The sequence below is a fragment of the Pseudomonas sp. WC2 genome (assembly GCF_050586545.1).
Taxonomy (GTDB): Bacteria; Pseudomonadota; Gammaproteobacteria; order Pseudomonadales; family Pseudomonadaceae; genus Aquipseudomonas.
Genome location: NZ_JBOBDR010000001.1, coordinates 378785 through 404978, shown reverse-complemented (window position 1 = coordinate 404978; position 26194 = coordinate 378785). Strand labels below are relative to the sequence as shown.

16 protein-coding genes are annotated in these 26194 nt (G+C 58.9%); 9 read left to right on the top strand and 7 right to left on the bottom strand.

Translation table 11 applies throughout. The features are described from left to right. Positions 1–125: 125 nt before the first annotated feature. Positions 126–3065 carry a bifunctional [glutamate--ammonia ligase]-adenylyl-L-tyrosine phosphorylase/[glutamate--ammonia-ligase] adenylyltransferase gene (gene glnE / locus ACQ4OE_RS01880; RefSeq protein WP_430945455.1) on the bottom strand — a complete coding sequence of 980 codons (2940 nt, stop codon included), beginning with the start codon at positions 3063–3065 and terminating at the stop codon, positions 126–128. A 384-nt stretch (positions 3066–3449) separates the two neighbouring features. On the opposite strand from glnE, the gene aceE reads away from it, so the two are divergent. The 5 genes from aceE (at position 3450) to msrA (ending at position 13563) form a co-directional block, all read left to right on the top strand. Beyond that, positions 3450–6095: a pyruvate dehydrogenase (acetyl-transferring), homodimeric type gene (gene aceE / locus ACQ4OE_RS01875; protein ID WP_007915682.1), complete on the top strand. Its 2646-nt coding sequence runs from the start codon at positions 3450–3452 to the stop codon at positions 6093–6095. 11 nt (positions 6096–6106) lie between these two features. Next, positions 6107–8074 carry a dihydrolipoyllysine-residue acetyltransferase gene (gene aceF / locus ACQ4OE_RS01870; RefSeq protein WP_430945454.1) on the top strand — a complete coding sequence of 656 codons (1968 nt, stop codon included), beginning with the start codon at positions 6107–6109 and terminating at the stop codon, positions 8072–8074. Positions 8075–8353: 279 nt separating this feature from the next. After that, the gene (locus ACQ4OE_RS01865; protein ID WP_430945453.1) at positions 8354–9751 is read left to right on the top strand and encodes an alkaline phosphatase D family protein; all 1398 of its coding nucleotides are present in this window, start codon (positions 8354–8356) and stop codon (positions 9749–9751) included. Positions 9752–9990: 239 nt separating this feature from the next. Continuing rightward, entirely contained in the window at positions 9991–12687 is a 2697-nt protein-coding gene (locus ACQ4OE_RS01860) for a putative bifunctional diguanylate cyclase/phosphodiesterase (protein WP_430945452.1), read from the top strand. 210 nt (positions 12688–12897) lie between these two features. Beyond that, the gene (gene msrA / locus ACQ4OE_RS01855) at positions 12898–13563 is read left to right on the top strand and encodes a peptide-methionine (S)-S-oxide reductase MsrA (protein ID WP_016985652.1); all 666 of its coding nucleotides are present in this window, start codon (positions 12898–12900) and stop codon (positions 13561–13563) included. A 126-nt stretch (positions 13564–13689) separates the two neighbouring features. On the opposite strand, the gene ACQ4OE_RS01850 is transcribed toward msrA, so the two are convergent. Together ACQ4OE_RS01850 and ACQ4OE_RS01845 are read right to left on the bottom strand one after the other, a co-directional pair. Beyond that, complete coding sequence (locus tag ACQ4OE_RS01850; RefSeq protein WP_430945451.1) at positions 13690–14529, bottom strand: 23S rRNA (adenine(2030)-N(6))-methyltransferase RlmJ; 840 nt, start codon at positions 14527–14529, stop codon at positions 13690–13692. 99 nt (positions 14530–14628) lie between these two features. Further along, the gene (locus ACQ4OE_RS01845) at positions 14629–14841 is read right to left on the bottom strand and encodes a hypothetical protein (RefSeq protein WP_430945490.1); all 213 of its coding nucleotides are present in this window, start codon (positions 14839–14841) and stop codon (positions 14629–14631) included. An 84-nt stretch (positions 14842–14925) separates the two neighbouring features. Between ACQ4OE_RS01845 and ACQ4OE_RS01840 the strand changes: the two genes are divergently transcribed. From ACQ4OE_RS01840 to ACQ4OE_RS01830, 3 genes are read left to right on the top strand one after another with little or no spacing between them, the layout of a single operon-like run. Next, a complete protein-coding gene (locus ACQ4OE_RS01840) occupies positions 14926–15510 on the top strand; it encodes a PAAR domain-containing protein (protein WP_430945450.1) in 585 nt (194 codons plus the stop codon). Then, positions 15510–16082 carry a type VI secretion system amidase effector protein Tae4 gene (locus ACQ4OE_RS01835; RefSeq protein WP_430945449.1) on the top strand — a complete coding sequence of 191 codons (573 nt, stop codon included), beginning with the start codon at positions 15510–15512 and terminating at the stop codon, positions 16080–16082. The genes ACQ4OE_RS01840 and ACQ4OE_RS01835 overlap by 1 nt, the downstream gene beginning before the upstream one ends. Further along, positions 16079–16495: a hypothetical protein gene (locus ACQ4OE_RS01830; RefSeq protein WP_430945448.1), complete on the top strand. Its 417-nt coding sequence runs from the start codon at positions 16079–16081 to the stop codon at positions 16493–16495. Before ACQ4OE_RS01835 ends, ACQ4OE_RS01830 begins: the two co-directional genes overlap by 4 nt. Before the next feature lie 67 nt (positions 16496–16562). On the opposite strand, the gene ACQ4OE_RS01825 is transcribed toward ACQ4OE_RS01830, so the two are convergent. The 4 genes from ACQ4OE_RS01825 to putP all read right to left on the bottom strand — a co-directional run bounded on the left by ACQ4OE_RS01825 (position 16563) and on the right by putP (position 21762). Beyond that, positions 16563–16880 carry a hypothetical protein gene (locus ACQ4OE_RS01825; RefSeq protein ID WP_430945447.1) on the bottom strand — a complete coding sequence of 106 codons (318 nt, stop codon included), beginning with the start codon at positions 16878–16880 and terminating at the stop codon, positions 16563–16565. 334 nt (positions 16881–17214) lie between these two features. Further along, entirely contained in the window at positions 17215–17919 is a 705-nt protein-coding gene (locus ACQ4OE_RS01820; protein ID WP_430945446.1) for a DUF4123 domain-containing protein, read from the bottom strand. After that, complete coding sequence (locus tag ACQ4OE_RS01815) at positions 17909–19924, bottom strand: type VI secretion system tip protein VgrG (RefSeq protein WP_430945445.1); 2016 nt, start codon at positions 19922–19924, stop codon at positions 17909–17911. The genes ACQ4OE_RS01820 and ACQ4OE_RS01815 overlap by 11 nt, the downstream gene beginning before the upstream one ends. 353 nt (positions 19925–20277) lie before the next feature. Then, positions 20278–21762 (bottom strand): sodium/proline symporter PutP, encoded by a 1485-nt coding sequence (putP, locus tag ACQ4OE_RS01810; RefSeq protein ID WP_038360175.1) that lies wholly within the window; start codon positions 21760–21762, stop codon positions 20278–20280. 457 nt (positions 21763–22219) lie between these two features. Here putP and putA point away from each other — a divergent pair, with 457 nt between their 5' ends. Then, the gene (gene putA / locus ACQ4OE_RS01805; protein WP_430945444.1) at positions 22220–26173 is read left to right on the top strand and encodes a trifunctional transcriptional regulator/proline dehydrogenase/L-glutamate gamma-semialdehyde dehydrogenase; all 3954 of its coding nucleotides are present in this window, start codon (positions 22220–22222) and stop codon (positions 26171–26173) included. Positions 26174–26194 lie beyond the last annotated feature (21 nt).

The following is a 26194-nucleotide window of genomic DNA, read 5'->3' as shown; positions in this document are numbered from 1 at the left end:
TCACTGTGGGAGCGAGCCTGCTCGCGAAGGGGCCGACACATTCAACATTGATGTTGACTGACACTGCGCATTCGCGAGCAGGCTCGCTCCCACCTTTTGAATCTCATCAGCCTTGCGTTTGTGTTTCAGCTTAGCCCCATCTCTTTCCAGATCCGCAAGACCTGCCGCCGTTCTTCGACGAACTGGTCTCCCGCGATCACTCCGGCATCCTTCTGCAGGGCCTGCCGGTGAGCGGCCGAGCGGTAGGCTTTGTAGGCCTCACGCAACAGGCTGGCGTCTTCGGCAGGCATCAGCCCTTCGTGTTCCAGCTCTTCCGTGATGCGGATGTTATCGGTCCAGCGCAACAATGGCGGGTGGCTGTGCGACCACGCCAGGGCCGCGTATTGCACCATAAATTCAATATCGACGATACCTCCGGCGTCCTGCTTGAGGTCAAAGGGCGCCGTGGCGTCGAAGGCATTTGCCGCCGTACCGGCCGCGGTGCTCTTGGTGCCGAGGTTGTCGCGCATCTTCGCGCGCATCTCGCTTACTTCCTGTTGCAACTTCGCCAGATCGCGGGATTTGCCCAACACCTGGGCGCGGACTTTCTCGAACGCCTGCCCGACATCCTGACTGCCGACCAGCACCCGCGCTCGCACCAGAGCCTGATGCTCCCAGGTCCAGGCTTCATTTTCCTGATAGCGGGCAAACGCGCCGAGCGAACTCACCAACAGCCCGGACGCACCGGAGGGCCGCAGACGCATGTCCACTTCATACAACTGGCCCGAGTTGGTCTGCGCCGTCAGCAAGTGAATGATCCGCTGGCCCAGTCGGGTAAAGAACTGCGCGCCATCGATAGGCTTGGCCCCGTCGGTTTCCGCTTGCGGATCGCCGTCGTGGATAAACACCAGATCCAGATCGGAACCATGCCCCAGTTCCAGCCCGCCGACTTTGCCGTAACCGACAATGATGAAGCCGGGATCGCACAAAGTACCGTCGGTGCGCAGCGGCGTGCCGTGTTTGGCCACGGTCTGGCGCCAGGCGAGGGCCAGCACTTGTTCCAGGATCGCTTCGGCCAGCCAGGTCAAATAATCGCTGACTTTCATCAACGGCAGGCTGCCGGCGATTTCCGAGGCGGCGACGCGCAAGCGGTGCGCCAGTTTGAAATGGCGCAGGGCTTCCATTTGTTGTTCGAGGTCGTCTTCGGGGATTCGCGTCAGACGCTCGCGCAACTCCGCAGCCAATTCCGGCGCCAACGGCGGTTTGAACAAACGCCCTTCGTTTAGCAATTCATCCATCAGTAGCGGAAAACGAGTGATCTGCTCAGCGATCCACGGACTCGCCGCGCACAACGTCAGCAAGCGGCGCAGCGCACCGGGGTTTTCCGTGAGCAAGACCAGATAAGCCGAACGCCGCGCGACTGCTTCCACCAGCGGCAACACGCGTTCAAGCACCAGATCCGGATTGGCATGTTCGACGGCTTGCGCCAACAGACGCGGAATAAACGCATCGAGACGCTCGCGCCCCAAACGCTGCATCGCGCGCAACTGCGGGCTGCCGCGCAAACCGGCCAGCGCCTTCAGGGCTTTGCTGGCATCGGCAAAACCGCCTTCTTGTAACTGACGGCAAGCCGCTTCTTCGTCTTGCTCTTCTTCCCACAGCGGCAGCCATTCACCGCCGACCACCACTTCACTTTCAGCGCCTTCTTCCTCGTCGGGATCAGCGATCACCTGAGCAAAGTGCCAAGCGACGCGGCCACGCCAGAACATCAGTTTTTCGTGGAAAGCCTCCCAATCGGCAAACCCGAGCATAAAGGCAATGCGCGCCTGATCCTGCGCGCCGTCCGGCAGCATCTGCGTTTGACGGTCGGCTATCGCCTGTATCGCGTGTTCGGTGTAACGGAGGAATTCGTAGCCTTCGCGCAATTCGCTGATCACCGTTGGCGGCAGATAACCCTGCCCCTCCAGCGTGCTCAACACCTTTAATAGAGGACGCTGCTGCAGGCTCAAGTCGCGGCCACCGTGGATCAACTGGAAGGCCTGAGCAATGAACTCGACCTCACGAATCCCGCCGGAGCCGAGCTTGATATTGTCGGCCATGCCTTTGCGCCGGACTTCCTGCTGAATCAGCTGCTTCATGGTGCGCAGCGCTTCGATCGCCGAAAAGTCCAGATAACGCCGATAAACAAATGGCCGAAGCATGTCGAGCAACTGCGCGCCGGCGACCTGATCGCCGGCCACCACCCGCGCCTTGATCATCGCGTAGCGTTCCCAGTCGCGGCCCTGATCCTGGTAATACTGCTCCAGCGCATTGAAGCTCAGCACCAGCGCGCCGGACGAACCGTACGGACGCAGACGCATGTCGACGCGGAACACGAAACCGTCGACGGTCATCGGATCCAGCGCCTTGATCAGGCGCTGGCCGAGACGAATGAAAAATTCCTGATTATCCAGCGAGCGCTTCACGCCCACCGTTTCGCCACCTTCGGGGTAGGCGAAGATCAGATCGATGTCGGAAGACAGGTTCAACTCGACCGCGCCGAGCTTGCCCATGCCGAGGATGACCATGGGCTGTGGCAGACCGCTGCGGCGGCCGGTTGGCGTGCCGAATTGTTCGCAATGGCGGCTGTACAACCATTGATAAGCCTGATCGATGGTGGCGTCGGCCATGTCCGAGAGATCGCGGCAGGTCTGCACCAGATCGGCCTGACGGTTGAGGTCACGCCAGATGATCCGCACTTGATGGCGGGCACGCTGGCGGCGCAGAGCACGACCGAGTTCGTCTTCGGTTTGCGCTGCCTCTACCGCCGCGGCAATCTGCGCACAGAGTTCGCCCGGAGCGAAGGGTCGATCGAGTTCGCCGGACTGCACCAGCGCCAACAACATCAAAGGGTCACGAACGCTCTGTTCAATGACAAACTCGCTGGCGGCGGTGACGCGGGCGAATTGCGCCCAGCGCTCTGGTGTCCAGTTGGCGAAGCCGTGATCGTCTTCCAGTTCGGCGACGGCCGTACGGAACGACTGCTCCGATCGAGTGACCAACGGCTGGAGAATGGCAGGCAGTTCGGCAAGCACGGGCAGGGTCATGGTCTATCCTTGATCGGCGTGTAAATGGCCGCTTGTAGTGAATGGTGAAAACCCGCTACGCGAAGGACTGTCGAACAAAAGTTAGAAATAGCTGAAATTTCTTCTTCTTTAGCATCCAGCATCAAAGTTTCACCTTTTACGGATGGTAATCGACCAACCTTAACGATTATTCTCACAACGCAGTCGGAGGCCACAAGCCTTTCATCTGTAGTTTTACTACTCGTCTATACATCCGAAAGGCTGAAATGCCGGAAGATTTGTAGTAAAACTACACGCCGCCGGAACAACCTGACGGCAATCCAAGAATTTTAAATCGTCTGCCCACAAGGCCAGTCGCAAACTCAGGCAACCGATTCTGGAAGCCTTTCCGCCCTGGAGCAAGCCATGCAAGACCTCGATCCCGTCGAAACCCAGGAATGGCTGGACGCCCTGGAATCGGTTCTCGACAAAGAAGGCGAAGACCGTGCTCACTATCTGATGACCCGTATGGGTGAACTGGCAACCCGCAGCGGTTCGCAGCTCCCTTACGCCATCACCACGCCTTACCGCAACACCATCCCGGTAACCCACGAAGCACGCATGCCTGGCGACCTGTTCATGGAACGCCGCATTCGCTCGCTGGTGCGCTGGAACGCGATGGCCATGGTAATGCGTACGAACCTGAAAGATTCTGACCTGGGTGGTCACATCTCCAGCTTCGCTTCCAGTGCGACCCTGTATGACATCGGCTTCAACTACTTCTTCCAGGCCCCGACCGACGAACACGGCGGCGACCTGATCTACTTCCAGGGCCACACCTCGCCAGGCGTTTACGCCCGTGCGTTCATGGAAGGCCGCATCACCGAAGACCAGATGAACAACTTCCGCCAGGAAGTCGACGGTCAGGGCCTGTCGTCCTACCCGCACCCTTGGCTGATGCCTGACTTCTGGCAGTTCCCGACCGTATCGATGGGTCTGGGTCCGATTCAAGCGATCTACCAGGCTCGCTTCATGAAGTACCTGGAACACCGCGGTTTCATCCAGCCGGGCAAACAGAAAGTCTGGTGCTTCCTGGGCGACGGCGAGTGCGACGAGCCGGAATCCCTGGGCGCGATCTCCCTGGCCGGCCGCGAGAAGCTGGACAACCTGATCTTCGTCATCAACTGCAACCTGCAGCGCCTCGACGGCCCGGTTCGCGGCAACGGCAAGATCATCCAGGAACTCGAAGGCGTGTTCCGCGGTGCTCAGTGGAACGTGACCAAAGTCATCTGGGGCCGTTTCTGGGACCCACTGCTGGCCAAAGACGTCGACGGCATCCTGCAACGTCGCATGGACGAAGTCATCGACGGCGAGTACCAGAACTACAAAGCCAAAGACGGCGCGTTCGTTCGCGAGCACTTCTTCAACACGCCTGAACTGAAGGCGATGGTTGCTGATCTGTCCGACGACGAGATCTGGAAACTCAACCGTGGCGGCCACGACCCGTACAAGGTCTATGCGGCGTACCACGAAGCGGTCAACCACAAAGAACAACCAACCGTCATCCTCGCCAAGACCATCAAAGGTTATGGCACCGGTGCCGGCGAAGCGAAAAACACTGCGCACAACACCAAGAAAGTCGACGTCGACAGCCTGAAGTTGTTCCGCGATCGTTTCGACATCCCGGTCAAGGACGAAGAGCTGGAGAACCTGCCGTTCTTCAAGCCAGAGCCAAACAGCGCCGAAGCCCGCTACCTCAGCGAGCGTCGCACTGCACTGGGCGGTTTCGTGCCTCAGCGCCGCGCACAAAGCTTCAGCGTGCCGACGCCGGATCTGGACACCCTCAAGGCAATCCTTGATGGCTCCGGCGACCGTGAAATTTCCACCACCATGGCCTTCGTGCGAATCCTCGCGCAACTGGTCAAGGACAAGGAAATCGGCCCGCGCATCGTTCCGATCATCCCGGACGAAGCCCGTACCTTCGGTATGGAAGGCATGTTCCGTCAGCTCGGCATCTACTCGTCCGTCGGCCAGCTCTACGAGCCAGTCGATAAAGACCAGGTGATGTTCTACAAGGAAGACCAGAAAGGTCAGATCCTTGAAGAAGGCATCAACGAAGCAGGCGCCATGAGTTCCTTCATCGCCGCCGGTACTTCGTACTCCAGCCACAACCAGCCGATGCTGCCGTTCTACATCTTCTACTCGATGTTCGGCTTCCAGCGTATCGGCGACCTGGCCTGGGCTGCAGGCGACAGCCGTACCCGTGGCTTCCTGATCGGCGGCACCGCCGGCCGTACCACCCTGAACGGTGAAGGTCTGCAACACGAAGACGGTCACAGCCACCTGCTGGCCGCGACCATCCCGAACTGCCGCACCTACGATCCAACCTACGGCTACGAGCTGGCGGTGATCATTCAGGACGGCATGAAGAAGATGACCGAAGAGCAACAGGACATCTTCTACTACATCACCGTGATGAACGAGTCGTACCAGCAGCCAGCCATGCCGGCCGGTGCCGAAGAAGGCATCAAGAAAGGCATGTACCTGCTTGAAGAAGACACCCGTGATGCGGCGCACCACGTACAGCTGATGGGCTCCGGCACCATCCTGCGTGAAGTCCGTGAAGCGGCGAAGATTCTGCGTGAAGAGTTCAACGTTGGCGCTGACGTGTGGAGCGTTACCAGCTTCAACGAACTGCGTCGCGACGGCCTCGCTGTAGAGCGCAGCAACCGTCTTAAGCCAGGCCAGAAGCCTAAGCTGAGCTACGTCGAAGAGTGCCTGAACGGCCGTAAAGGTCCGGTCATCGCCTCTACCGACTACATGAAACTGTTCGCCGAGCAGATCCGCCAGTGGGTACCCTCGAAGGAATTCAAAGTCCTCGGCACCGACGGTTTCGGCCGCAGCGACAGCCGCAAGAAACTGCGTCATTTCTTCGAAGTTGACCGTCATTTCGTGGTGTTGGCAGCCCTGGAAGCACTGGCTGACCGTGGTGATATCGAACCTAAGGTGGTGGCTGAGGCTATCGTCAAGTTCGGCATCGACCCGGAAAAACGCAACCCACTGGACTGCTGAGGAGACATTTTGTGAGCGAACTCATTCGCGTACCTGACATCGGCAGCGGTGAAGGTGAAGTAATTGAACTGTTTGTGAAGGTCGGCGACCGTATCGAAGCCGACCAGAGCATCCTGACCCTGGAATCGGACAAGGCCAGCATGGAAGTGCCGGCCCCGAAAGCCGGCGTCATCAAAAGCCTGAAAGTGAAGCTGGGCGACCGCCTGAAAGAAGGCGACGAACTGCTTGAGCTGGAAGTCGAGGGCGCCGCTGAAGCGGCCCCTGCTCCTGCCGCTGCGCCGGCTGCGAAGGCTGAAGAAAAACCGGCTGCCGCTCCTGCTGCTGCCGCGCCTGCCGCTGCCCCTGCTGCCGCTTCGGTTCAGCAAGTGCACGTGCCGGACATCGGTTCGTCGGGCAAGGCACAGATCATCGAGATCCAGGTCAAGGTCGGCGACACCGTCGAGGCTGATCAGTCGTTGATCACTCTGGAGTCCGACAAGGCGAGCATGGAAATTCCGTCGCCTGCCGCTGGCGTGGTCAAGGCCATCAGCGTCAAGCTCAACGACGAAGTTGGCACCGGCGACCTGATTCTGGATCTGGAAGTGGCGGGTGCTGCGGCCCCTGCTGCGGCCGCTCCGGCTCAGGCTGCTGCTCCGGCCGCTGCCGCTGCGCCTGCTCCGGCAGCCGCGCCAGCAGCTCCGGTTGCCGACAGCGTTCAGGACATTCACGTTCCGGACATCGGCTCGGCTGGCAAAGCCAAGATCATCGAAGTGTTGGTCAAGGCTGGCGACAGCGTTGAAGCCGATCAGTCGCTGATCACTCTGGAATCCGACAAGGCGAGCATGGAAATTCCATCGCCTGCCGCTGGCGTGGTGGAAAGTGTTTCCATCAAGCTGGATGACGAAGTCGGTACCGGCGACCTGATTCTGAAGCTGAAAGTCAAAGGCGCGGCGCCTGCTACTGCCCCGGCGCCAGCTGCCGCCGCTGCACCAAGTGCTCCTGCCGCTGCTGCTCCGGCTGCCGCTGCACCTGCTGCCGCTCCAGCCGCCGCACCGGCTGCTACGCCAGCGAAACCGGGCGCCAAAGTTCACGCCGGTCCAGCCGTGCGTCAACTGGCTCGCGAGTTCGGCGTCGAGCTCAATGCTGTCGGCGCCAGCGGCCCGCACGGTCGTATTCTGAAAGAAGACGTGCAGACCTACGTCAAAGCGATGATGCAGAAGGCCAAGGACGCACCGGCCGCTGCTGCTGGCGCAACCGGTGGCGCGGGCATCCCGCCGATTCCGGTCGTCGACTTCAGCCGTTTCGGCGAAATCGAAGAAGTGCCGATGACTCGCCTGATGCAAATCGGCGCGTCGAGCCTGCACCGCAGCTGGCTGAACATCCCGCACGTGACTCAGTTCGATTCGGCTGATATCACCGAGCTGGAAGCGTTCCGCGTGGCGCAGAAAGCCGTTGCAGAGAAGGCTGGCGTCAAGCTGACCATCCTGCCGCTGCTGCTCAAGTCGTGCGCGCACATGCTCAAGGAACTGCCGGACTTCAACAGTTCGCTGGCGCCAAGCGGCAAAGCGATCATTCGCAAGAAGTACGTCAACATCGGCTTCGCCGTCGACACTCCGGATGGCCTGTTGGTACCGGTCATCAAGAACGTCGACCAGAAGAGCCTGTTGCAACTGGCAGCCGAAGCCGCTGCGCTGGCCGCCAAAGCCCGCGACAAGAAGCTCACCGCTGACGACATGCAAGGCGCCTGCTTCACCATTTCCAGCCTCGGCCACATTGGCGGCACCGGCTTCACGCCGATCGTCAACGCGCCGGAAGTGGCGATCCTCGGTGTTTCGAAGGCAACCATCCAGCCAGTCTGGGACGGCAAAGCCTTCCAGCCGAAACTGATGCTGCCACTGTCGTTGTCCTACGATCACCGTGTGATCAACGGCGCCGCTGCCGCACGCTTCACCCAGCGTCTGGGCAGCCTGCTGGCGGACATCCGTACCATCCTGCTGTAATCCCAAGCGGCCCTCCGGCAACGGAGGGCCACTTGTGCTTCACGTTTTCGAGCGCCACACGCTCGTACCTCAACCCCGTCAGTTTGGCGGGGCTTTTTTTTGCCTGAAGAAAACCGATTAGCGATTTATCCCACAAGTTGCGCTGATATCGGCCACAAGCCGAGTCCACTTCGTGCCGATCTTTTTTTCCGCCACACAACTAATCTTTGCCAGGCAAAGTTAAACAAAGACAACTTGCCCGTTAATTTTATTTAATTATTCATTCGAATGGATTCGAACATGCTCAAGCCCACTGTCGGCCCGATTACAGGTCACACAACAACTAATGATGTACGCATATTTATCCGCGGCGACAATCAGGACCATAAACGCGTATTTGCCGGAGTACGTTGCCGCAAGGCGGGAATAGAGAAATGGTCAAACAGTCAATTCATGCTGTTACAGCCTCAACATGATATGTCTGGCGTATTGACACTCTCTGACCTGGAGCCTGATTGTGAATATGAATACCAAGCCGGCTGGTTGAGCCCGATGAACCCGGTCCACACCGTCGACACCGTCGTCGAACTCCCGCTGCAATGGCCGAAGGCGATGTATCGCTTTCGTACCCGCACTGGCGCGCCCGCGCAGCCCCGCGCGTTCATTGTCGGCTCTTGTCGCTACTTGCGCGTGACTGCCGGGATACCTTCGCTGCCGCTACTGGGCGACAGGATTTTTGCCACCATCAACCGTGTGAGCGATGACGCCAGCGTGTCCATCAGCGCAATGGTCATGACCGGCGACCAGATCTATGTCGATGATCTGAATGTCATTGCGCCGGATCGTGAATACAAAGATATCCTCAAAAAGTATCGTATTGCCTTCTCGCAACCGAGTATCCAACAGCTGATGTCCAATACCAGCACTTACATGATTCTCGATGATCATGAGATCGAAGATAACTGGCCAGCCAAGGCTGCAAAGTCTGATGACGCGCTATACCGAAATGCATTGGACGCTTACAACCTTTACCAGGCCAGCCATAGTCCGGTTTATTCATTGACCGCCAATGGACTAGTTGATCGGCAATCACGACTACATTATTGGTATCAGTTCAGCGACAGCGATATCGAATGGTTTGTCACTGATAGTCGTACCCGTCGCAACTTGTCGGCTGAGGACCGATGCATCCTCGACCAAGAACAGGAACAGGCACTCCTCGACTGGCTGGTGAATAGCACGGCGCGGGTGAAATTCGTGGTGACCAGCGTGATGTTCTACCCGGATCGCAAACTCCACGGCGACGACGCGTGGAAGGCCTTCCCGGAACAGCGTCTGCGCTTGCTTGAAACCATTCGCACCCGGCGGATCAAGAACGTCGTGTTCATTTCAGGCGATGTGCATGGCTCGCTGACCGCGCGCCTGAGCCATAGCGAGGACCCTGACTTCGAAGTGCACACCATCGTTTCGTCGCCGCTGTGCAACAGCAAGCTGCTCCCGTACGCGAAGGCGTCGACGTTCATCCTCGATCAGCCGCTGGTACGCACTGCAGCGGGAGATTATCGACATGAACTGACCAGTGCGGTCATCAGTCAGGACAACTTCGCTCATCTGGTGGTCGAGGCTGATCAGGTTCGGGTCAACTACCACGATCGTGATGGCAAACCGCTGCAATCGATCACAATCCCTTTGCGTTAACCGCCCACATAAAAAGCCGTTTCAGTGGCAAACCGCTCTGGAACGGCACTTTTCCACGGCAGCGGTATTACTTTTCGCCGTTAGCTGGAGAAATGTTCACTGCAGCCGACATATTCTTATAGCACTTGGCCTTCATCTCTCTTGTCAGTCAGTGCCGCAATGATGCAACCTTGCCGCAGGCAACGTTTAAGAGGGCGAGAGCCCGGCGCGTTCAGCATTTTTCCAAGCGAGTTCCCTTCATGAAGAGCCAACCCGATGCCGCCAGCCGTATGGCGGCCGAGGTAGTGACGCAGTTGCCTGTGCCCTCGCGGCTCGGCATGCTACGTTTCGAGCGCTTGAATGAAGCCAGTTGGGCGATGTTGTTTCTCGATCCCAACTGCGAACGCCAGTTTGGCCAACCGGCCGTCGAGCTTTGCGCGCTGGTCGGCTCGCCCTACGCCAGCCTGATGGAGCCGGAAGCGCGCTATCAACTGCACGACGCGATCCAGCAACAACTGACCGCCAGCCCGCATTACCTGGTGCGCTATACCCTGCACACGCCGGCCGGCCCGCTGAACATCCTCGAACTCGGCGAAGCCTACAAACAACACAATCGTCATCTGTTGCGCGGCTATTTGCTGGCGGTCGATGACGTGTTCGCCGAGGCGCCGCTGCCGCCCTCGGTCGATCTGGAAACCCAGAACTCGCGCCTGCAAATCGCCCTCGAACTGAACCAGCGCGCCCAGCAGGAACAACTGCAGCATCTGGAACGCGTGCGCGCTCAGCAAGACTTGATTCTGCTGCTCGCCCGTCAGCGCTACAGCACGCACAATTCATTGCAGGAAGCGGCCGAGCTGATCACCCGCTGCGCCTGCGACATCTATGAAATCGACTGTGCCAGCCTGTGGAACCTCGAAGGCCAGCAACTGCTGCCGATTTCGGCGTACCACCGCGCAACGCAGGAATACATCCTGCCGGACGTCATCGACGTCAGCACTTTCCCCGACTACATGGAAGCGCTGCACAGCAGCCGCGCGATCGACGCGCACAACGCGATGCGCGACCCACGCACCCGCGAGATGGCTGAGGCCCTGCGCCCGCGCGACGTAAACGCCATGCTCGATGCCAGCATCCGCGTCGACGGCCAAGTGGTTGGCGTGCTGTGTCTTGAACAAACCGGCGTCACCCGCGCGTGGCAGTCCGACGAAATCGCTTTCGCTGGCGAGCTGGCCGACCAGTTCGCGCAAGTCATCAACAACCACAACCGCCGCACCGCCACCAGCGCCCTGCACCTGTTCCAGCGTGCGGTCGAGCAAAGCGCCAACGCGTTTTTGCTGGTCAATTGCGACGGCGTGGTCGAGTACGTCAACCCGAGCTTCACCGCGATCACCCAGTACACCACCGAGGAAGTCCACGGTCAGCGCCTGTCCGAGCTGCCGGCGCTGGAGAACCTCAGCGAACTGCTGTTCGACGCGCCTTCCGCGCTGGCCAAGAGCAACAGTTGGCAGGGCGAATTCAAGAGCCGCCGCAAAAACCTCGAACCGTACTGGGGCCAGTTGTCGATCTCCAAGGTCTACGGTGACAACCGTGAGCTGACCCATTACATCGGCATCTACGAAGACATCACCCAGACCAAGCTTGCGCAACAGCGCATCGAGCGCCTGGCCTACACCGACAACCTGACCAACCTCGGTAACCGTCCGGCGTTTATCCGCAATCTGGACGAACGCTTTGCCCGGGATAGCGATACCCCGATCAGCCTGTTGCTGGTGGACATCGACAACTTCAAGCGGATCAACGACAGCCTCGGCCACCAGACCGGCGACAAACTGCTGATCAGTCTGGCCCGGCGTCTGCGCAACAGCCTGAGCCCGAGCGGCAGCCTGGCGCGGTTCGCCAGCAACGAATTCGCCGTGCTGCTGGACGAGACCGACCTTGCGACTGGCCAGCAGATCGCCAACCAATTGCTGGCGACCCTCGACAAGCCGATGTTCGTCGACAACCAGTTGATCAGCGTCACTGGCTCCGTGGGCCTGGCCTGCGCGCCGCTGCATGGTCGTGACCCGCAAACACTGATGCGTAACGCCGGGCTCGCGCTGCACAAGGCCAAGGCCAACGGCAAACATCAGGTGCAAGTCTTTACCGAAGCGCTGAACGCCGAGGCCAGTTACAAACTGTTCGTCGAGAACAACCTGCGCCGCGCCCTGACCCAGAACGAACTGGACGTGTTCTATCAGCCCAAGCTGTGTCTGCGCAGCGGTCGTCTGCTGGGCATGGAAGCGCTGTTGCGCTGGAACCACCCGGAACGCGGCATGATCCGCCCGGATCAGTTCATCAGTGTTGCCGAAGAAACCGGGTTGATCATTCCGATCGGCAAGTGGATTGCGCGTCAGGCCTGCCGCATGAGCAAAGCGCTGACCGCTGCCGGCATGGGCAATCTGCAAGTGGCGATCAACCTGTCGCCGAAACAGTTCTCCGACCCGGACCTGGTCGCTTCCATCGCCAACATCCTCAAGGAAGAAGCGCTGCCGGCCAATCTGCTCGAACTGGAACTGACCGAAGGCCTGCTGCTGGAAGCCACCGAAGACACGCACTTGCAGCTCGACCAGCTCAAGCGCCTGGGCCTGACGCTGGCCATGGACGACTTCGGCACCGGTTATTCATCGCTGAGCTATTTGAAGAAATTCCCGATCGACATCATCAAGATCGATCGCAGCTTCATCCACGAAATCCCCGACAACCAGGACGACATGGAAATCACCTCAGCGGTGATCGCCATGGCGCACAACCTCAAGCTCAAGGTTGTGGCGGAAGGCATCGAGACCGCCGAGCAATTGGCGTTCCTGCGTCGCCATCGTTGCGACGTCGGCCAAGGCTACCTGTTCGACCGACCAATCCCCGGCGGCGAACTGATCCAGGCCCTCAAGCGCTACCCACGCGGCCCGCTTTGCCTCTGATCACCCCGATCCCACCGGTAAATGAATTCACCCTGTGGCAGCTAGCCCTGCTAGCGATTGCGCCAGACCAGCCAGCCTCTCTGTGCCTGACACCCCGCTAGCGCCCACAAGGCATCATTCCCACATTTTTTGGGTAGTGATTAACTCGGCATCATTGGGCACACTGGCGGTCTGACTTTTTACATCCCATCCTGACTGAGAGGAACGATCATGGTTCTGCGCTCGGAAATTCTGGTGAACAAAAACGTGCTCCCGACTAAAGAACAAGCTCTGCCCGGCCGCGAAACCGCGATGACCCTGCCTGAAAAGCACTTCGTCTTCGAAGAAACCCCGCTGCTAGGCCCGTTTTTCCAGGACGTCGATTTTGCGATTTTCGGGCTGGGCTGCTTCTGGGGCGCCGAGCGCCGCTTCTGGCAGCGTGAAGGCGTGGTCAGCACGGTCGTCGGTTATGCCGGCGGTTTCACGCCGAACCCGACGTACGAAGAAGTCTGCTCGGGCCTGACCGGCCACGCGGAAGTGGTGCTGGTGGTGTATGACAAAGCCAAAGTCAGCTACGAAGAACTGCTGGCGATGTTCTGGGAACTGCACAACCCGACGCAGGGCATGCGTCAGGGCAACGACATCGGCACGCAGTACCGCTCGGTGATCTACGCGACCTCGCCGGAGCATCTGGACGCGGCGCTGAAGAGCAAAGCGACCTATCAGGCTGAGCTGTCTAAAGCGGGTCTGGGTGAAATCAGCACCGAGATCGAACAGGCACCGACCGTGTACTTTGCCGAGACCTATCACCAGCAATATCTGGCGAAAAATCCTGAGGGTTACTGCGGGATTGGCGGCACCGGCGTGTGCATGCCAGCGAGTTTGGCAGGTAACTGATCCAGCCGCCGATCGTTCCCACGCTCTGCGTGGGAATGTCTCAATGGACGCTCTGCGTCCGCTGTTGGGACGCGGAGCGTCTCAGGCTGCATTCCCACGCGGAGCGTGGGAACGATCAGTCAGTGATCAGCTCTCGGCAATCAGCCAATCCATCTGCCAGCCACCCTGGGTCTGTCCGAGCTTCTTCGACAACCACGGCAGCAGCTCACGCAATTCTTCCTCCAGCCCCCACGGCGGATTGGCAATCGCCATGCCCGAGCCGTTCAGGCTGTTCGGCGTATCCAGCGGATGCACCAGCAGTTCCACACGCAGCAACTTCGGCGCACCGGTGCCGGCCAAGTCCTGATAGAAACGCCGCAGCGCACGCTGGTCCTTGACCGGATACCAGATCGCCGCCACGGTTTGGCGCATCCGGCCAATCGCCTCTTTCAACGACGCCGCGCAACGCTGCATCTCGTCGAGCTGTTCGAACGGCGGATCAATCAACATCACCGCGCGCTTCTCCTGGACCGGCAACATCGCCCGCGCGACGTGCCAGCCCTCGCCCAGATGCACCTTGACCCGACGATCGCCGGCCATGTTGTCCTTGAGCAGCACGCCGTCTTCCGGGTGCTTCTCATTGAGCATCACCCGATCCTGCGGCCGGGTCAGACGCCGCGCCAGCTCCGGCGAACCCGGGTAGTAGCGCAACTGACCGTCCGGGTTCATGTCGTGCAGCACCTTCATGTAGTCGGCGGTCAGCACCGGCAGATCCGGCTGATCCCACAAGCGCGCAATGCCTTCCAGGTATTCGCCGGTGCGATTTGCCTGATCGCCCTGCAAGTCATACAGACCGATGCCGGCGTGCGTGTCGAGATAGGCAAACGGCTGCTCCTTGCGCGACATCAGGGCGATGAGGCGGGTCAAGGTCAGGTGTTTGAACACATCGGCGTGATTGCCGGCATGGAAGGCGTGACGATAATTCATGGCTGCTCCTGCGAAGGGCGCAAAGTTTACCTTTTACCGCGCGGCAAGTCAGGGGTTGGCGGCTGAGCGGACAAAAGCCTGCCCTGAGGGGCTTTGCTTTTAGGGCATGCTGCTCAGGCGCCTGCCGATGACATCAAGCACATCACAGCCGTCGCGCAAGGGGATCACACAGAGCTGGGCGAAGTCGCTGAGGATGACGGAGTCGCATTCGACCGAGCCGCGCATGCACATGTTTTCCAGCACCTGAATCACGGCGCGCAGATGGTGGTTAAATGCGATGTCTCGTAACGCCCGAGCAACATCAAGAAACATCTTGCGGCAGGATAACCGTCGTCGCACAAGCGAAGGGAATGCGAATATCCGTATCACTTAAAACCTGTAAAGAGGGAAATTTACATGGGAAGAAAGGTGATCGGTATCGGCGCCCCTACATCAACCGGGGGCGCGGTTCTGGAAGGAAACATCGGAATCAACATTGATTGCGCGGTGAGCACTTCATCTCTCGGCCATATGGCCAGCTGTCCCGTATGCCCTCCGGGTAAAGGCCCGATTGTCGCGGTAGGCCCGCGAACTATCACTCTGCCTGCAGGACTGGTTGCGCTTGAGGGTGATTATGTAGCGTGTGGCTGTCCGCCGAAATCCAACACTGTTCTCTTTGCTCAATCCTCCGTCTTTGGTGGAGGCGAACATAGCGCTGCAAGCTTCTCTCCCATCATTCCTTTGGTCCCCAAACCGAAAAGTATTCAACGCATAACGTTTTCATACGGAGCCAACCAAACGCCGGTTGACTCGGTGTCGCGCTTTTATACCGACTTGAATATTCATGTGAAAACTTCCGGCTATTCACCCGGCGAGACCGTTACCGTGACGATCAGCGGTGCAACCGAAAAAGCGCTTTCTGGCACCGTGGGCCCGAAAGGTATAGCGATCATTCCAAATGCTTTTGAGGCTGAAGCCTTTGACATGGAGGGAGAAATTTAATGGCTCAGCTCAATATCAGTGCCGGTGGAGTCACCTCCAACATCCTCGTAAAAAGGCCAAAATTCAGCACCTTGTGGACAGCCTACGCAGAAGTTGGTCTTAAAAGCTCGATTGATGTGTACGCGCTCGTAGGAGGCAATGTCGAAGCTGCCAGAGCAGAGAAACCTGATGCTTACGCAAACGCATGCGCTCTGAGGATAAGTAGAGGGTTTAACTATGGTGGATACAAAATACCGAAAGGAACGATCATTCCAAGCAAATCCATCTATCGTCTTGCTGGTGCGGATCAACTCCCCTATATCATGAAAGTCGCAGATTTTCTGGCTTTCCTGAAACACAATTGGGGTGCTCCGGATCGTGAGTTGAAAATGAGCGAGGCAAATTACATCAATGGTAAGAAAGGCGTGATTATCATGGAGATCAATGGCTGGAGCGATGCGACGGGTCATGCAACTTTGTGGAACGGTAGCGCGACCGGCGATAACAGTGACTACCACCGCTCAGACAGTCACACTTACGATAGGCCAGACGTAAAGCTGGAAAAAATCAATTTCTGGGAGTTAAAGGGATGAAATTCCAGCTGCTTATCGCAATAGGCATTCTTGGCCTGTCCGCTAACGCCATTTCAAGTGAAGCAGATCTCAATAGTGCGAGAACCTCACTGAAGAATTACGGCCTAGCTAACTGCATATCGAATCAATTCAAGAGTGCATCAGACATCAAGTCAGACCTCGGACTTGCGATTGGCGCTTACTCAGTTATGGGCAAAGGTGAACACGCCATATTGCAGAATGAGGACACACTGGAAGTCACCCACGACCCCTACCTCGAAACCGAAAAATTCGTGACAGAGGCGTACACGACGACATCTTCAATCAGCAAACAGTCGGGCAAAAATATCGTGTTCTATTCTTGCCTCGAAATTTACAACTCTCCTGCGTTCGACGCTTTTATCAAGTCACAGGATCAGTACCTACAGAATTAAAATTCTCACAGGTGGTTAGTGATCCTTCCATATACCGAGGCAGGAAGGATCTGTCACAACACCGGCGTTAAGGCATGCTGCTCAGGCGCCTGCCGATGACATCAAGCACATCACAGCCGTCACGCAATGGGATCACGCAGAGCTGGGCGAAATCGCTGAGGATGATGGAGTCGCATTCGACCGAGCCGCGCATGCACATGTTTTCCAGCACCTGAATCACGGCGCGCAGACGATGGTTGGCGGCGTCCATGAGGATGTCGAGAGGCACGTGGGTGTCGATGAACAGGGTCGGCATGTCGCTGCAATTGCCGGTAAGTGCCATAAAGCGATTGTCGGGATGGGGGATGATCTTTTCGTAGGGTGGAGCCGGTTCAAGCGTTGTCATATTTTGCACCTCAACTGATTAAATGAGGCTACCAATGACCTTCCTACAGGTTTGGGTGGCAGCCGTACGCGAGAGTAGGAAACTGAGGAACCAGCCAAAAACTCAGCTACGCCGAAGCGTTCCCGCGCACAGCCGCCGCTAAAGAAGTCACGGACACACGTTAGGTGCCGCAATCAGACAACAGGGCTGGTGCACGGTAAATTCCAAGGGTTCCTACACCCTGTCACCGCTCTCGCAGTGACAACGAAAAGACTATCCCCGCAACCCATCGCCCACCAGTTCATGGAAACCGCCGCGACTCGAAGGAATCGTCCGAGACCTTCGCCCCGAAAACTCACGCTGACTCTGCCAGCAAAAACGCCAACAACGCCGATCGCGACGATTCTTCCGACATTGAATCCTGAAAAAAACGCCTGACCTTGCAGCGCAAAACCGCTTCGGCAAACGCCTCGTACACATCCGGAGACTCTTCGCTTAGCCACTGCATCGCATTGGCCGTTCGAACCTCATCGCCCTGCTGCGCCAGCAGCGATTCCGATACTTGCCACCACGGGAAGGTCCGTGCAGAAACCTGCGCCCTGCCGCCAATCTTCAAGGCCTGACCATTGATCAGGCAACGCGCGACCACCGGAAATATCTGCGCCGCATCCACTTCATCGGACTGCAGAATCGACAACATAAACCGCCCGTCCCAGAAGCGGAAAAACACCGTTTTACCATCCGGCATCAGCACTTGGGTCAGGCTGCGAAAGTGCGCAACCACCTCTTCAAGCGGTGCCGTCGAGACCGCCATCCAGCCCCAGTTTCGAGAATCAGTGGCCGCCACCCAACCCAGAAACTCACTGTCGACAGCGACAATTCCCACAAAGGGCATCACCGCGTCCCACTCGGCGTAGATCGTGTCCGCCCAGATCGGGCTCGGCGAAACAAGCGGAGGGTTGGCGTCGCTGGCATGACTGAACACCGCGAACAATTGCTCCGAGGCTTTCAACGGTTCGCGCGCCAACCAATCCAGCGGCGAAAGCGACTCAGGCTGCACAAACACCATCCTTGCAACGCTCACACTCTTCGCAGAACGGCGCATCGCCTTTCAAGCTCATGATTTGCGCGGCGGTGAGGATGGCCGCCGGAGCAGCGACCAGCTTCTCCGGCAACCCCGGCACCACCGGCGCCGCACTCATTGCCGCCATCGGCGCGCCACCCACAACAATCGGCACGCTGCTGAAAATACCTCCGGGGCCGATGTTGATCCACTGCCCGCCCGCCTGAATAGTCGCGCTCGCGCCGCCATCGATCACCACTTGCTGGCCTGCGCTGATGTGGATTTGCGCACTGGCGTTAAGCGCCTGACTGCTCACACGAATATGCTGGTCGCCGGTCACCGTCAGGTGATCATCCTGCTTCACTTCGGTCTGCCGCTGGCCGTGAGTGATGCGTTGTTCATCGGCTTTCAATTCGTGCCGCGCGGTGCCGGTCACGACGATGCTGCGCTGGTTGTCGACCTGCACCTGTTGGTCATTCAACACGTGCTGAGTCCAGTTGCGCTGGGCGCGCAGGTAGATTTCCTCGGCGCCTTTCTTGTCCTCGATGCGCAACTCGTTGTAGCCGTCTCCGCCGGGGCTGCTCTGACTGCGGAAAATGCTGCGGGTTTTGTCCGCCGGCAGATCCAGCGGGACCGGCGTCGCGGCGTTGGGCAGACAACCCATGACCAGCGGTTTGTCGGCGTCGGCATCGATGAAACCTACCAAGACTTCCATGCCAACCCGTGGAATCAACACGCTGCCGTAACGATCGTGAGCCCAACCACTGGCCACGCGCAGCCAGCAACTGGAATGTTCGTTCAACTCGCCGTCGCGATCCCAGGCCAGCTGTACCTTGACCCGACCGTACTCGTCGCAGTGGATTTCCGTATCGTTCGGCCCGGTCACCACGGCGGGTTGGTAGCCGAGCATCCGTGGTTTCTCCGGGCCCAGGGCCGGGCGGAAGAACACCTCCCACGGCGTGGCGAGAAAGGTATTACGGTAGCCCTGGAATCCTTCCCCGTCGCTGGTTACCGATTCCTCCAGCACTTGCGGCTGTCGGCCCTGATGTTCGACCGAAGTCAGCAACCACAGGTCGTTCCAGTCGTTACGCGGATGGTCGATCAGTTGCAGAAAATGTCCGCAAACCAGTGCGGATTCGTCGCTGACGCCCTCGGCCTGACGGTAGTCGGCGACATGGCGCTCAAGCGCTCTTTGGGCGAGGTGCTTGCCGGTTTCACGATCGTTGAATTGGCCGGGGAAGTGATAGTCCTCGAGCACCGGGCGCTGCTCGCCGTCGACCCGACTTTCCAACTGCAGGCGCGGCTTGATGAAGTTGTAGTCGCGCCGAGTCACTACGCTGGTACGGGTTTCCACGCGAACGTTGAAACGATTGATCGCCGGCGCGCCACCGGCCATGCCGCTGCCGGGCAGATACAGCGTCGGTTCGGCCAGCCGGGGAAACACAGTCTGGTCATCACCGAACACCAATAGGTGACCTTGCGGACCGTGCTGAAAGTGGTAATGAATGCCGACTTCGGCGCACAGACGCTGGATAAACGCGAGGTCACTTTCGGCGTATTGCACGCAGTACTCTCGCTCCGGGTACTCGCTGCCCAGGCGAAATTCGAAGGCATCGCGCAGAATCGAGTGATCCTTGAGCACCTGCACGACGATTTGCGGCACCGTCAGATGCTGGAAAATCCGCTGATTGATTCGGTGCGCGAGGTAGGTCAGACGCGGGACAAGGCTGAGGTGATAACGCGTCAGACGTTTCCCGGAATCGCCCTGCCCGACCTGATAGATCTGACCGTGAACGCCGGCACCGCTGGCGTCAAAACTCAGAAACGCCTGACAGTGCAGCAGGCTTTCGAGGTCCAGATCGGGCCGCTCACTGACCAGTTCCAGCTCGAAACGAAACGGTTGGCTGATGGCTTCCTTGCCCGTGAACTCAAGGACCTTGAGGTCATGTTGGGCGCCTTCGAGGGTCAACGTGAAACGCGGTTGATTGGCAGGCGCGAGCATCCGATGTCTCTCTGCAGTGTGAGGGCGGGCGATTCTGCATGAGGGGCAAGGGGTGATGAATGGGTGACGGAAAAATCAGATTTGCCCTACTTCCACTGTCGAAAAAACCTCGGAAAATTGGCTCATTCGACTACAGACAAATCCCCCAAAACCTCCGCCGAACCCTGTGGGAGCGAGCCTGCTCGCGAAGGCGGCACACCAGTCAACATATTCAGTACATGAACAACCGCATTCGCGAGCAGGCTCGTTCCCACATAGGGTCTCCACAGGATTCGAGAAATCACAGCCACAAAAAAACGGCCCGTCTCCTGTAGGAAACGGGCCGTTTTCAGGTGAGCCTCAGCTCAGAACAATCACTTGTTCAGGTGGAAATCTTTTTCCGCTGCTTCGAAGCGCTGCACCATGCCGGCAGTCGGCGCGCCGAGCTTGCTGACGATCAGGATGGCCAGGCTGGCGAAGATGAAGCCCGGGATGATTTCGTACAGCCCCAGCAGTTCGAAATGCTTCCAGACCACCACGGTGATCGCGCCGACCAGAATACCGGCCAGTGCGCCGTCGCGGGTCATGCCTTTCCAGATGACCGAGATCAGTACAACCGGACCGAACGCAGCACCGAAACCAGCCCACGCGTAGGACACCAGGCCCAGTACGCGGTTTTCCGGATTGGCCGCCATCGCGATAGCGATCAGCGCAACCAGCAGCACCATGGCGCGACCGACCCATACCAACTCAACCTGAGAAGCGGATTTACGCAGGAAGGTTTTGTAGAAGTCTTCGGTCAGGGCGCTCGAGCACACCAGCAACTGGCAGCTCAAAGTGCTCATCACAGCCGCCAGAATGGCCGACAGCAACACACCGGCAATCCATGGGTTGAAAAGGATCTTGGCCAGTTCGATGAACACACGCTCGTGGTTCTCGGTCACCGGGCCGGCGACTTCCGGGTGTGCCGAGAAGTAGGCGATACCGAAGAAGCCCACGGCCACGGTGCCGCCGAGGCACAGAATCATCCAGGTCATGGAGATGCGGCGGGCGTTGGCAATCGATTTCACCGAATCCGCTGCCATGAAACGCGCGAGGATGTGCGGCTGACCGAAGTAGCCCAGACCCCAGCCCATCAGCGAGATGATGCCGATGAAAGTGGTGCCTTTAAGCATGTCGAAGTTGCTTGGATCGTTGGCTTCGATAGCCAGGAACGTGGTGTCGACGCCGCCGGTGGCCAGCAGGACGATGATCGGCGTGAGGATCAGCGCGAAAATCATCAGCGTGGCTTGTACGGTGTCAGTCCAGCTCACGGCGAGGAAACCGCCGACGAAGGTGTAGGCAATCGTCGCTGCAGCACCGGCCCACAGCGCTGTCTCGTAGGACATGCCGAAGGTGCTTTCGAACAGGCGCGCGCCAGCCACAATGCCGGAGGCGCAATAAATGGTGAAGAACACCAGAATCACGATCGCCGAGATGATACGCAGCAAGCCGCTTTTGTCTTCGAAACGGCTGGAGAAGTAGTCCGGCAGGGTCAGCGCATCGCCATTGTGCTCGGTCTGCACACGCAGACGGCCGGCGACGAACAGCCAGTTCAGGTAGGCACCGACGATCAAGCCGATGGCGATCCAGCTTTCAGACAGACCGGACATGTAGATGGCGCCCGGCAGGCCCATCAGCAACCAGCCGCTCATGTCGGAAGCACCGGCAGACAGTGCAGTAACCACGCTGCCAAGGCTGCGGCCGCCAAGAATATAGTCAGAAAGGTTGTTGGTGGAGCGATAGGCCATGAAGCCGATCAGCACCATTGCTGCGATGTAGATCACAAACGTGATCAGTGTTGGATTGCTTACGCTCATTAAGTTACGCCCTGGCTTTGTTTTTATGTAGCAGCGGTGATGAACCGTGCGCAAACGACGACGTTTGGCAGACGATTTGGCATCCCGCGCATTTAGGACTGATGTTTCCCCAGGAAAGCCACCAGCCGATGCACCGGTTTTTGCCGGTTGCACCTTGGGCGCGAATGCTATGCAACAAAGCAAAAAAGGTGCAACCAGTTTCTTGAGAATTAGTTGCACCCAGTCGGATATATCGGGAAATAAGGAGTTTTTGCTCCCTTTTAGCGCAGTTCAAGCGCTTTGCTAGAAGCAAAAGCACCAAGCAAGTGCGGCACTTCAGTACCAGAAAATAATTCCTGACGAAGCGTTTATTTTTCCGACAAAAAAAGGGTTGCACCCGGTTGCACCTCTTTCGGCGCACGGCTAATCTTGCGGCCAGCTGATGCCACGCAACTGTGGCAACCATGAGGATAAAAATATGGCTACCACCACCCTTGGGGTCAAACTCGATGACCCGACGCGCGAGCGCCTGAAGGCTGCCGCGACCTCGATTGATCGCACGCCGCACTGGCTGATCAAGCAGGCAATTTTCAATTACCTGGAAAAACTCGAGGGTGGTGCAACCCTGACCGAGCTGAACGGTTTGACCGCCAAGGACGCCGATGAGGCGGGCGAAGTCCATACCGATCACGCCCACCAGTGCTTCCTCGAATTCGCCGAAAGCATCTTGCCGCAGTCCGTTCTGCGCGCCTCGATCACCGCCGCTTACCGTCGCCCTGAGCCGGAAGTGGTGCCGATGCTGATCGAGCAGGCTCGCCTGCCGGTCGCCATGGCCGAAGCCACGAACAAACTCGCCGCCTCCATCGCGGAAAAACTGCGTAACCAGAAAAGTGCCGGCGGCCGTGCAGGCATTGTTCAGGGTCTGTTGCAGGAATTTTCCCTGTCGTCCCAGGAAGGCGTGGCGCTGATGTGCCTGGCCGAAGCGCTGCTGCGTATCCCGGACAAGGGCACTCGCGATGCGCTGATCCGCGACAAGATCAGCACCGGCAACTGGCATCCACATTTGGGCAACAGCCCGTCGCTGTTCGTCAACGCCGCCACTTGGGGCCTGCTGCTGACCGGCAAACTGGTCTCGACCCACAACGAAGCCGGCCTGACTTCTTCGCTGAGCCGCATCATCGGCAAGAGCGGCGAGCCGATGATCCGCAAGGGCGTCGACATGGCCATGCGCCTGATGGGCGAGCAGTTCGTCACCGGCGAAACCATCGCCGAAGCGCTGGCCAACGCGAGCAAGTTCGAAGCCAAGGGCTTCCGTTATTCCTACGACATGCTCGGTGAAGCGGCGCTGACCGAGCACGACGCGCAGAAATACCTGGCGTCGTACGAACAAGCGATTCACTCGATCGGCAAAGCCTCCCACGGTCGTGGGATTTATGAAGGCCCGGGCATCTCCATCAAACTGTCGGCACTGCACCCGCGTTACAGCCGTGCGCAGTACGAACGGGTGATGGACGAGTTGTACCCGCGCTTGCTGTCGCTGACCCTGCTGGCCAAGCAATACGACATCGGCCTGAACATCGACGCCGAAGAAGCCGACCGCCTCGAACTGTCGCTGGATCTGCTTGAGCGCCTGTGCTTCGAGCCGCAACTGACCGGCTGGAACGGCATCGGTTTCGTCATCCAGGCTTACCAGAAGCGTTGCCCGTACGTGATCGATTACGTGATCGATCTGGCTCGCCGCAGCCGTCATCGCCTGATGATCCGTCTGGTGAAGGGCGCGTACTGGGACAGCGAAATCAAGCGCGCCCAGGTCGAGGGCTTGGAAGGCTATCCGGTCTACACCCGCAAGGTGTACACCGACGTTTCCTACATCGCTTGCGCACGCAAACTGCTGTCGGTGCCGGAAGTCATCTACCCGCAGTTCGCCACGCACAACGCCCACACCCTGTCGGCCATTTACCACATCGCCGGTCAGAACTATTACCCGGGCCAGTACGAATTCCAGTGCCTGCACGGCATGGGCGAACCGCTTTACGAACAAGTTGTAGGCAAAGTTTCCGACGGCAAGCTGAACCGTCCGTGCCGCGTGTACGCACCGGTCGGCACTCACGAAACCCTGTTGGCGTATCTGGTACGTCGACTGCTGGAAAACGGCGCGAACACTTCGTTCGTCAACCGCATCGCCGACCAGTCGATTTCGATTCAGGAGCTGGTGGCCGATCCAGTGGCGCAGATCGAGCAGATGGCGACCGTGGAAGGTGGCTTCGGCCTGCCGCACCCGCGTATTCCGCTGCCGCGTGATCTGTACGGTTCCGAACGCGCCAACTCCAGCGGCATCGACATGGCCAACGAACATCGTTTGGCTTCGCTGTCCTGCGCCCTGCTCGCCACTGCGCACAACGACTGGAAAGCCGCGCCGATGCTCGGTTGCGCTTCCAGCACTGAAACGCCGGCAGCGGTGCTTAACCCGTCCGATCACCGCGACGTGGTCGGTCACGTTCAGGAAGCCACGGTTGAAGACGTCGACAACGCCATTCAATGCGCGCTGAACGCTGCACCGATCTGGCAGGCCACTCCGCCGGCCGAGCGCGCGGCGATTCTGGAACGTGCAGCTGATTTGATGGAGGGCGAGATCCAGCCGCTGATGGGCCTGTTGGCTCGCGAAGCCGGCAAGACTTTCGCCAACGCTATCGCCGAAGTCCGCGAAGCCGTCGACTTCCTGCGTTATTACGCGGTGCAGGCGCGCAACGATTTCAGCAACGACGCCCACCGTCCATTGGGCCCGGTGGTGTGCATCAGCCCTTGGAACTTCCCACTGGCAATCTTCAGCGGTCAAGTCGCTGCGGCACTGGCTGCCGGTAACCCGGTATTGGCCAAGCCTGCCGAGCAAACTCCGCTGGTTGCCGCGCAAGCCGTGCGCTTGCTGCTTGAAGCCGGCATCCCGGAAGGCGTGCTGCAACTGCTGCCGGGGCGCGGTGAAACGGTCGGCGCCGGTCTGGTCGGTGATGAGCGCGTCAAAGGCGTGATGTTCACCGGTTCCACCGAAGTCGCGCGTCTGCTGCAACGCAACATCGCTGGCCGTCTCGACAGCCAGGGCCGTCCGATTCCACTGATCGCCGAAACCGGTGGCCAGAACGCAATGATCGTCGACTCCTCGGCACTGACCGAACAAGTCGTGATCGACGTGGTGTCCTCGGCCTTCGACAGCGCTGGTCAGCGTTGCTCGGCGCTGCGGGTCCTGTGCCTGCAGGAAGATTCCGCTGATCGTGTCATCGAAATGCTCAAAGGTGCCATGGCCGAAAGCCGTCTCGGCAACCCTGAGCGCCTGTCTGTGGACATCGGCCCGGTGATCGACGCCGAAGCCAAGGCTGGCATCGACAAGCATATCCAGGGCATGCGCGACAAAGGTCGCAACGTTTACCAAGTGGCGATCGCTGACACTGAAGAAGTAAAACGCGGCACCTTCGTCATGCCGACCCTGATCGAACTGGAAAGCTTCGACGAACTGCAACGCGAGATCTTCGGCCCGGTGCTGCACGTGGTGCGCTACAAGCGCAAAGAGATTGACCAATTGATCGGCCAGATCAACGCGTCCGGTTATGGCCTGACCTTGGGCGTGCACACCCGCATCGACGAGACCATTGCCAAGGTGATCGACAACGTTAACGCGGGTAACGTCTACGTTAACCGCAACATCGTTGGCGCTGTGGTCGGCGTGCAGCCATTCGGCGGCGAAGGCCTGTCGGGTACTGGCCCGAAAGCCGGTGGCCCGCTGTACCTGTACCGTTTGCTGGCGACCCGTCCTACGGATGCCATCGAACAATCCTTCGCTCGCGGTGATGCCGTTATCGCCCCGGACGTTCGTTTGCGCGACGCCATGAGCAAACCGCTGAATGCTCTGAAAGCCTGGGCTGAGAGCAACAAGTTCGCAGATCTGAGCACCCTGTGCGTGCAGTACGCTGCGCAATCGCAGAGCGGCATCACCCGTGTACTGGCCGGCCCGACCGGCGAGAAAAACAGCTACGCCATTCTGCCGCGCGAGCACGTGTTGTGCCTGGCCGAAGTTGAAGGCGATCTGCTGACGCAACTGGCGGCGGTGCTGGCGGTAGGCGGTTCAGCAGTGTGGCCGGAGTCCGACATCAGCAAGGCATTGTTCGCACGTCTGCCGAAGGAAATTCAGGCGCGGATCAAGCTGGTTGCCGACTGGAATAAAGACGAAGTGGTGTTCGATGCGGTTCTGCATCACGGCCATTCCGACCAGTTGCGCGGCGTTTGCCAGCAGATTGCCAAGCGTGCCGGCGCCATCGTTGGGGTTCAGGGCTTGTCTCAGGGCGAGACCAACATTGCGCTGGAGCGCCTGGTGATTGAGCGGGCGTTGAGTGTTAACACTGCGGCGGCGGGTGGTAATGCGAGCTTGATGACCATCGGCTAAACCGCTTTAAACCCAGGCGCC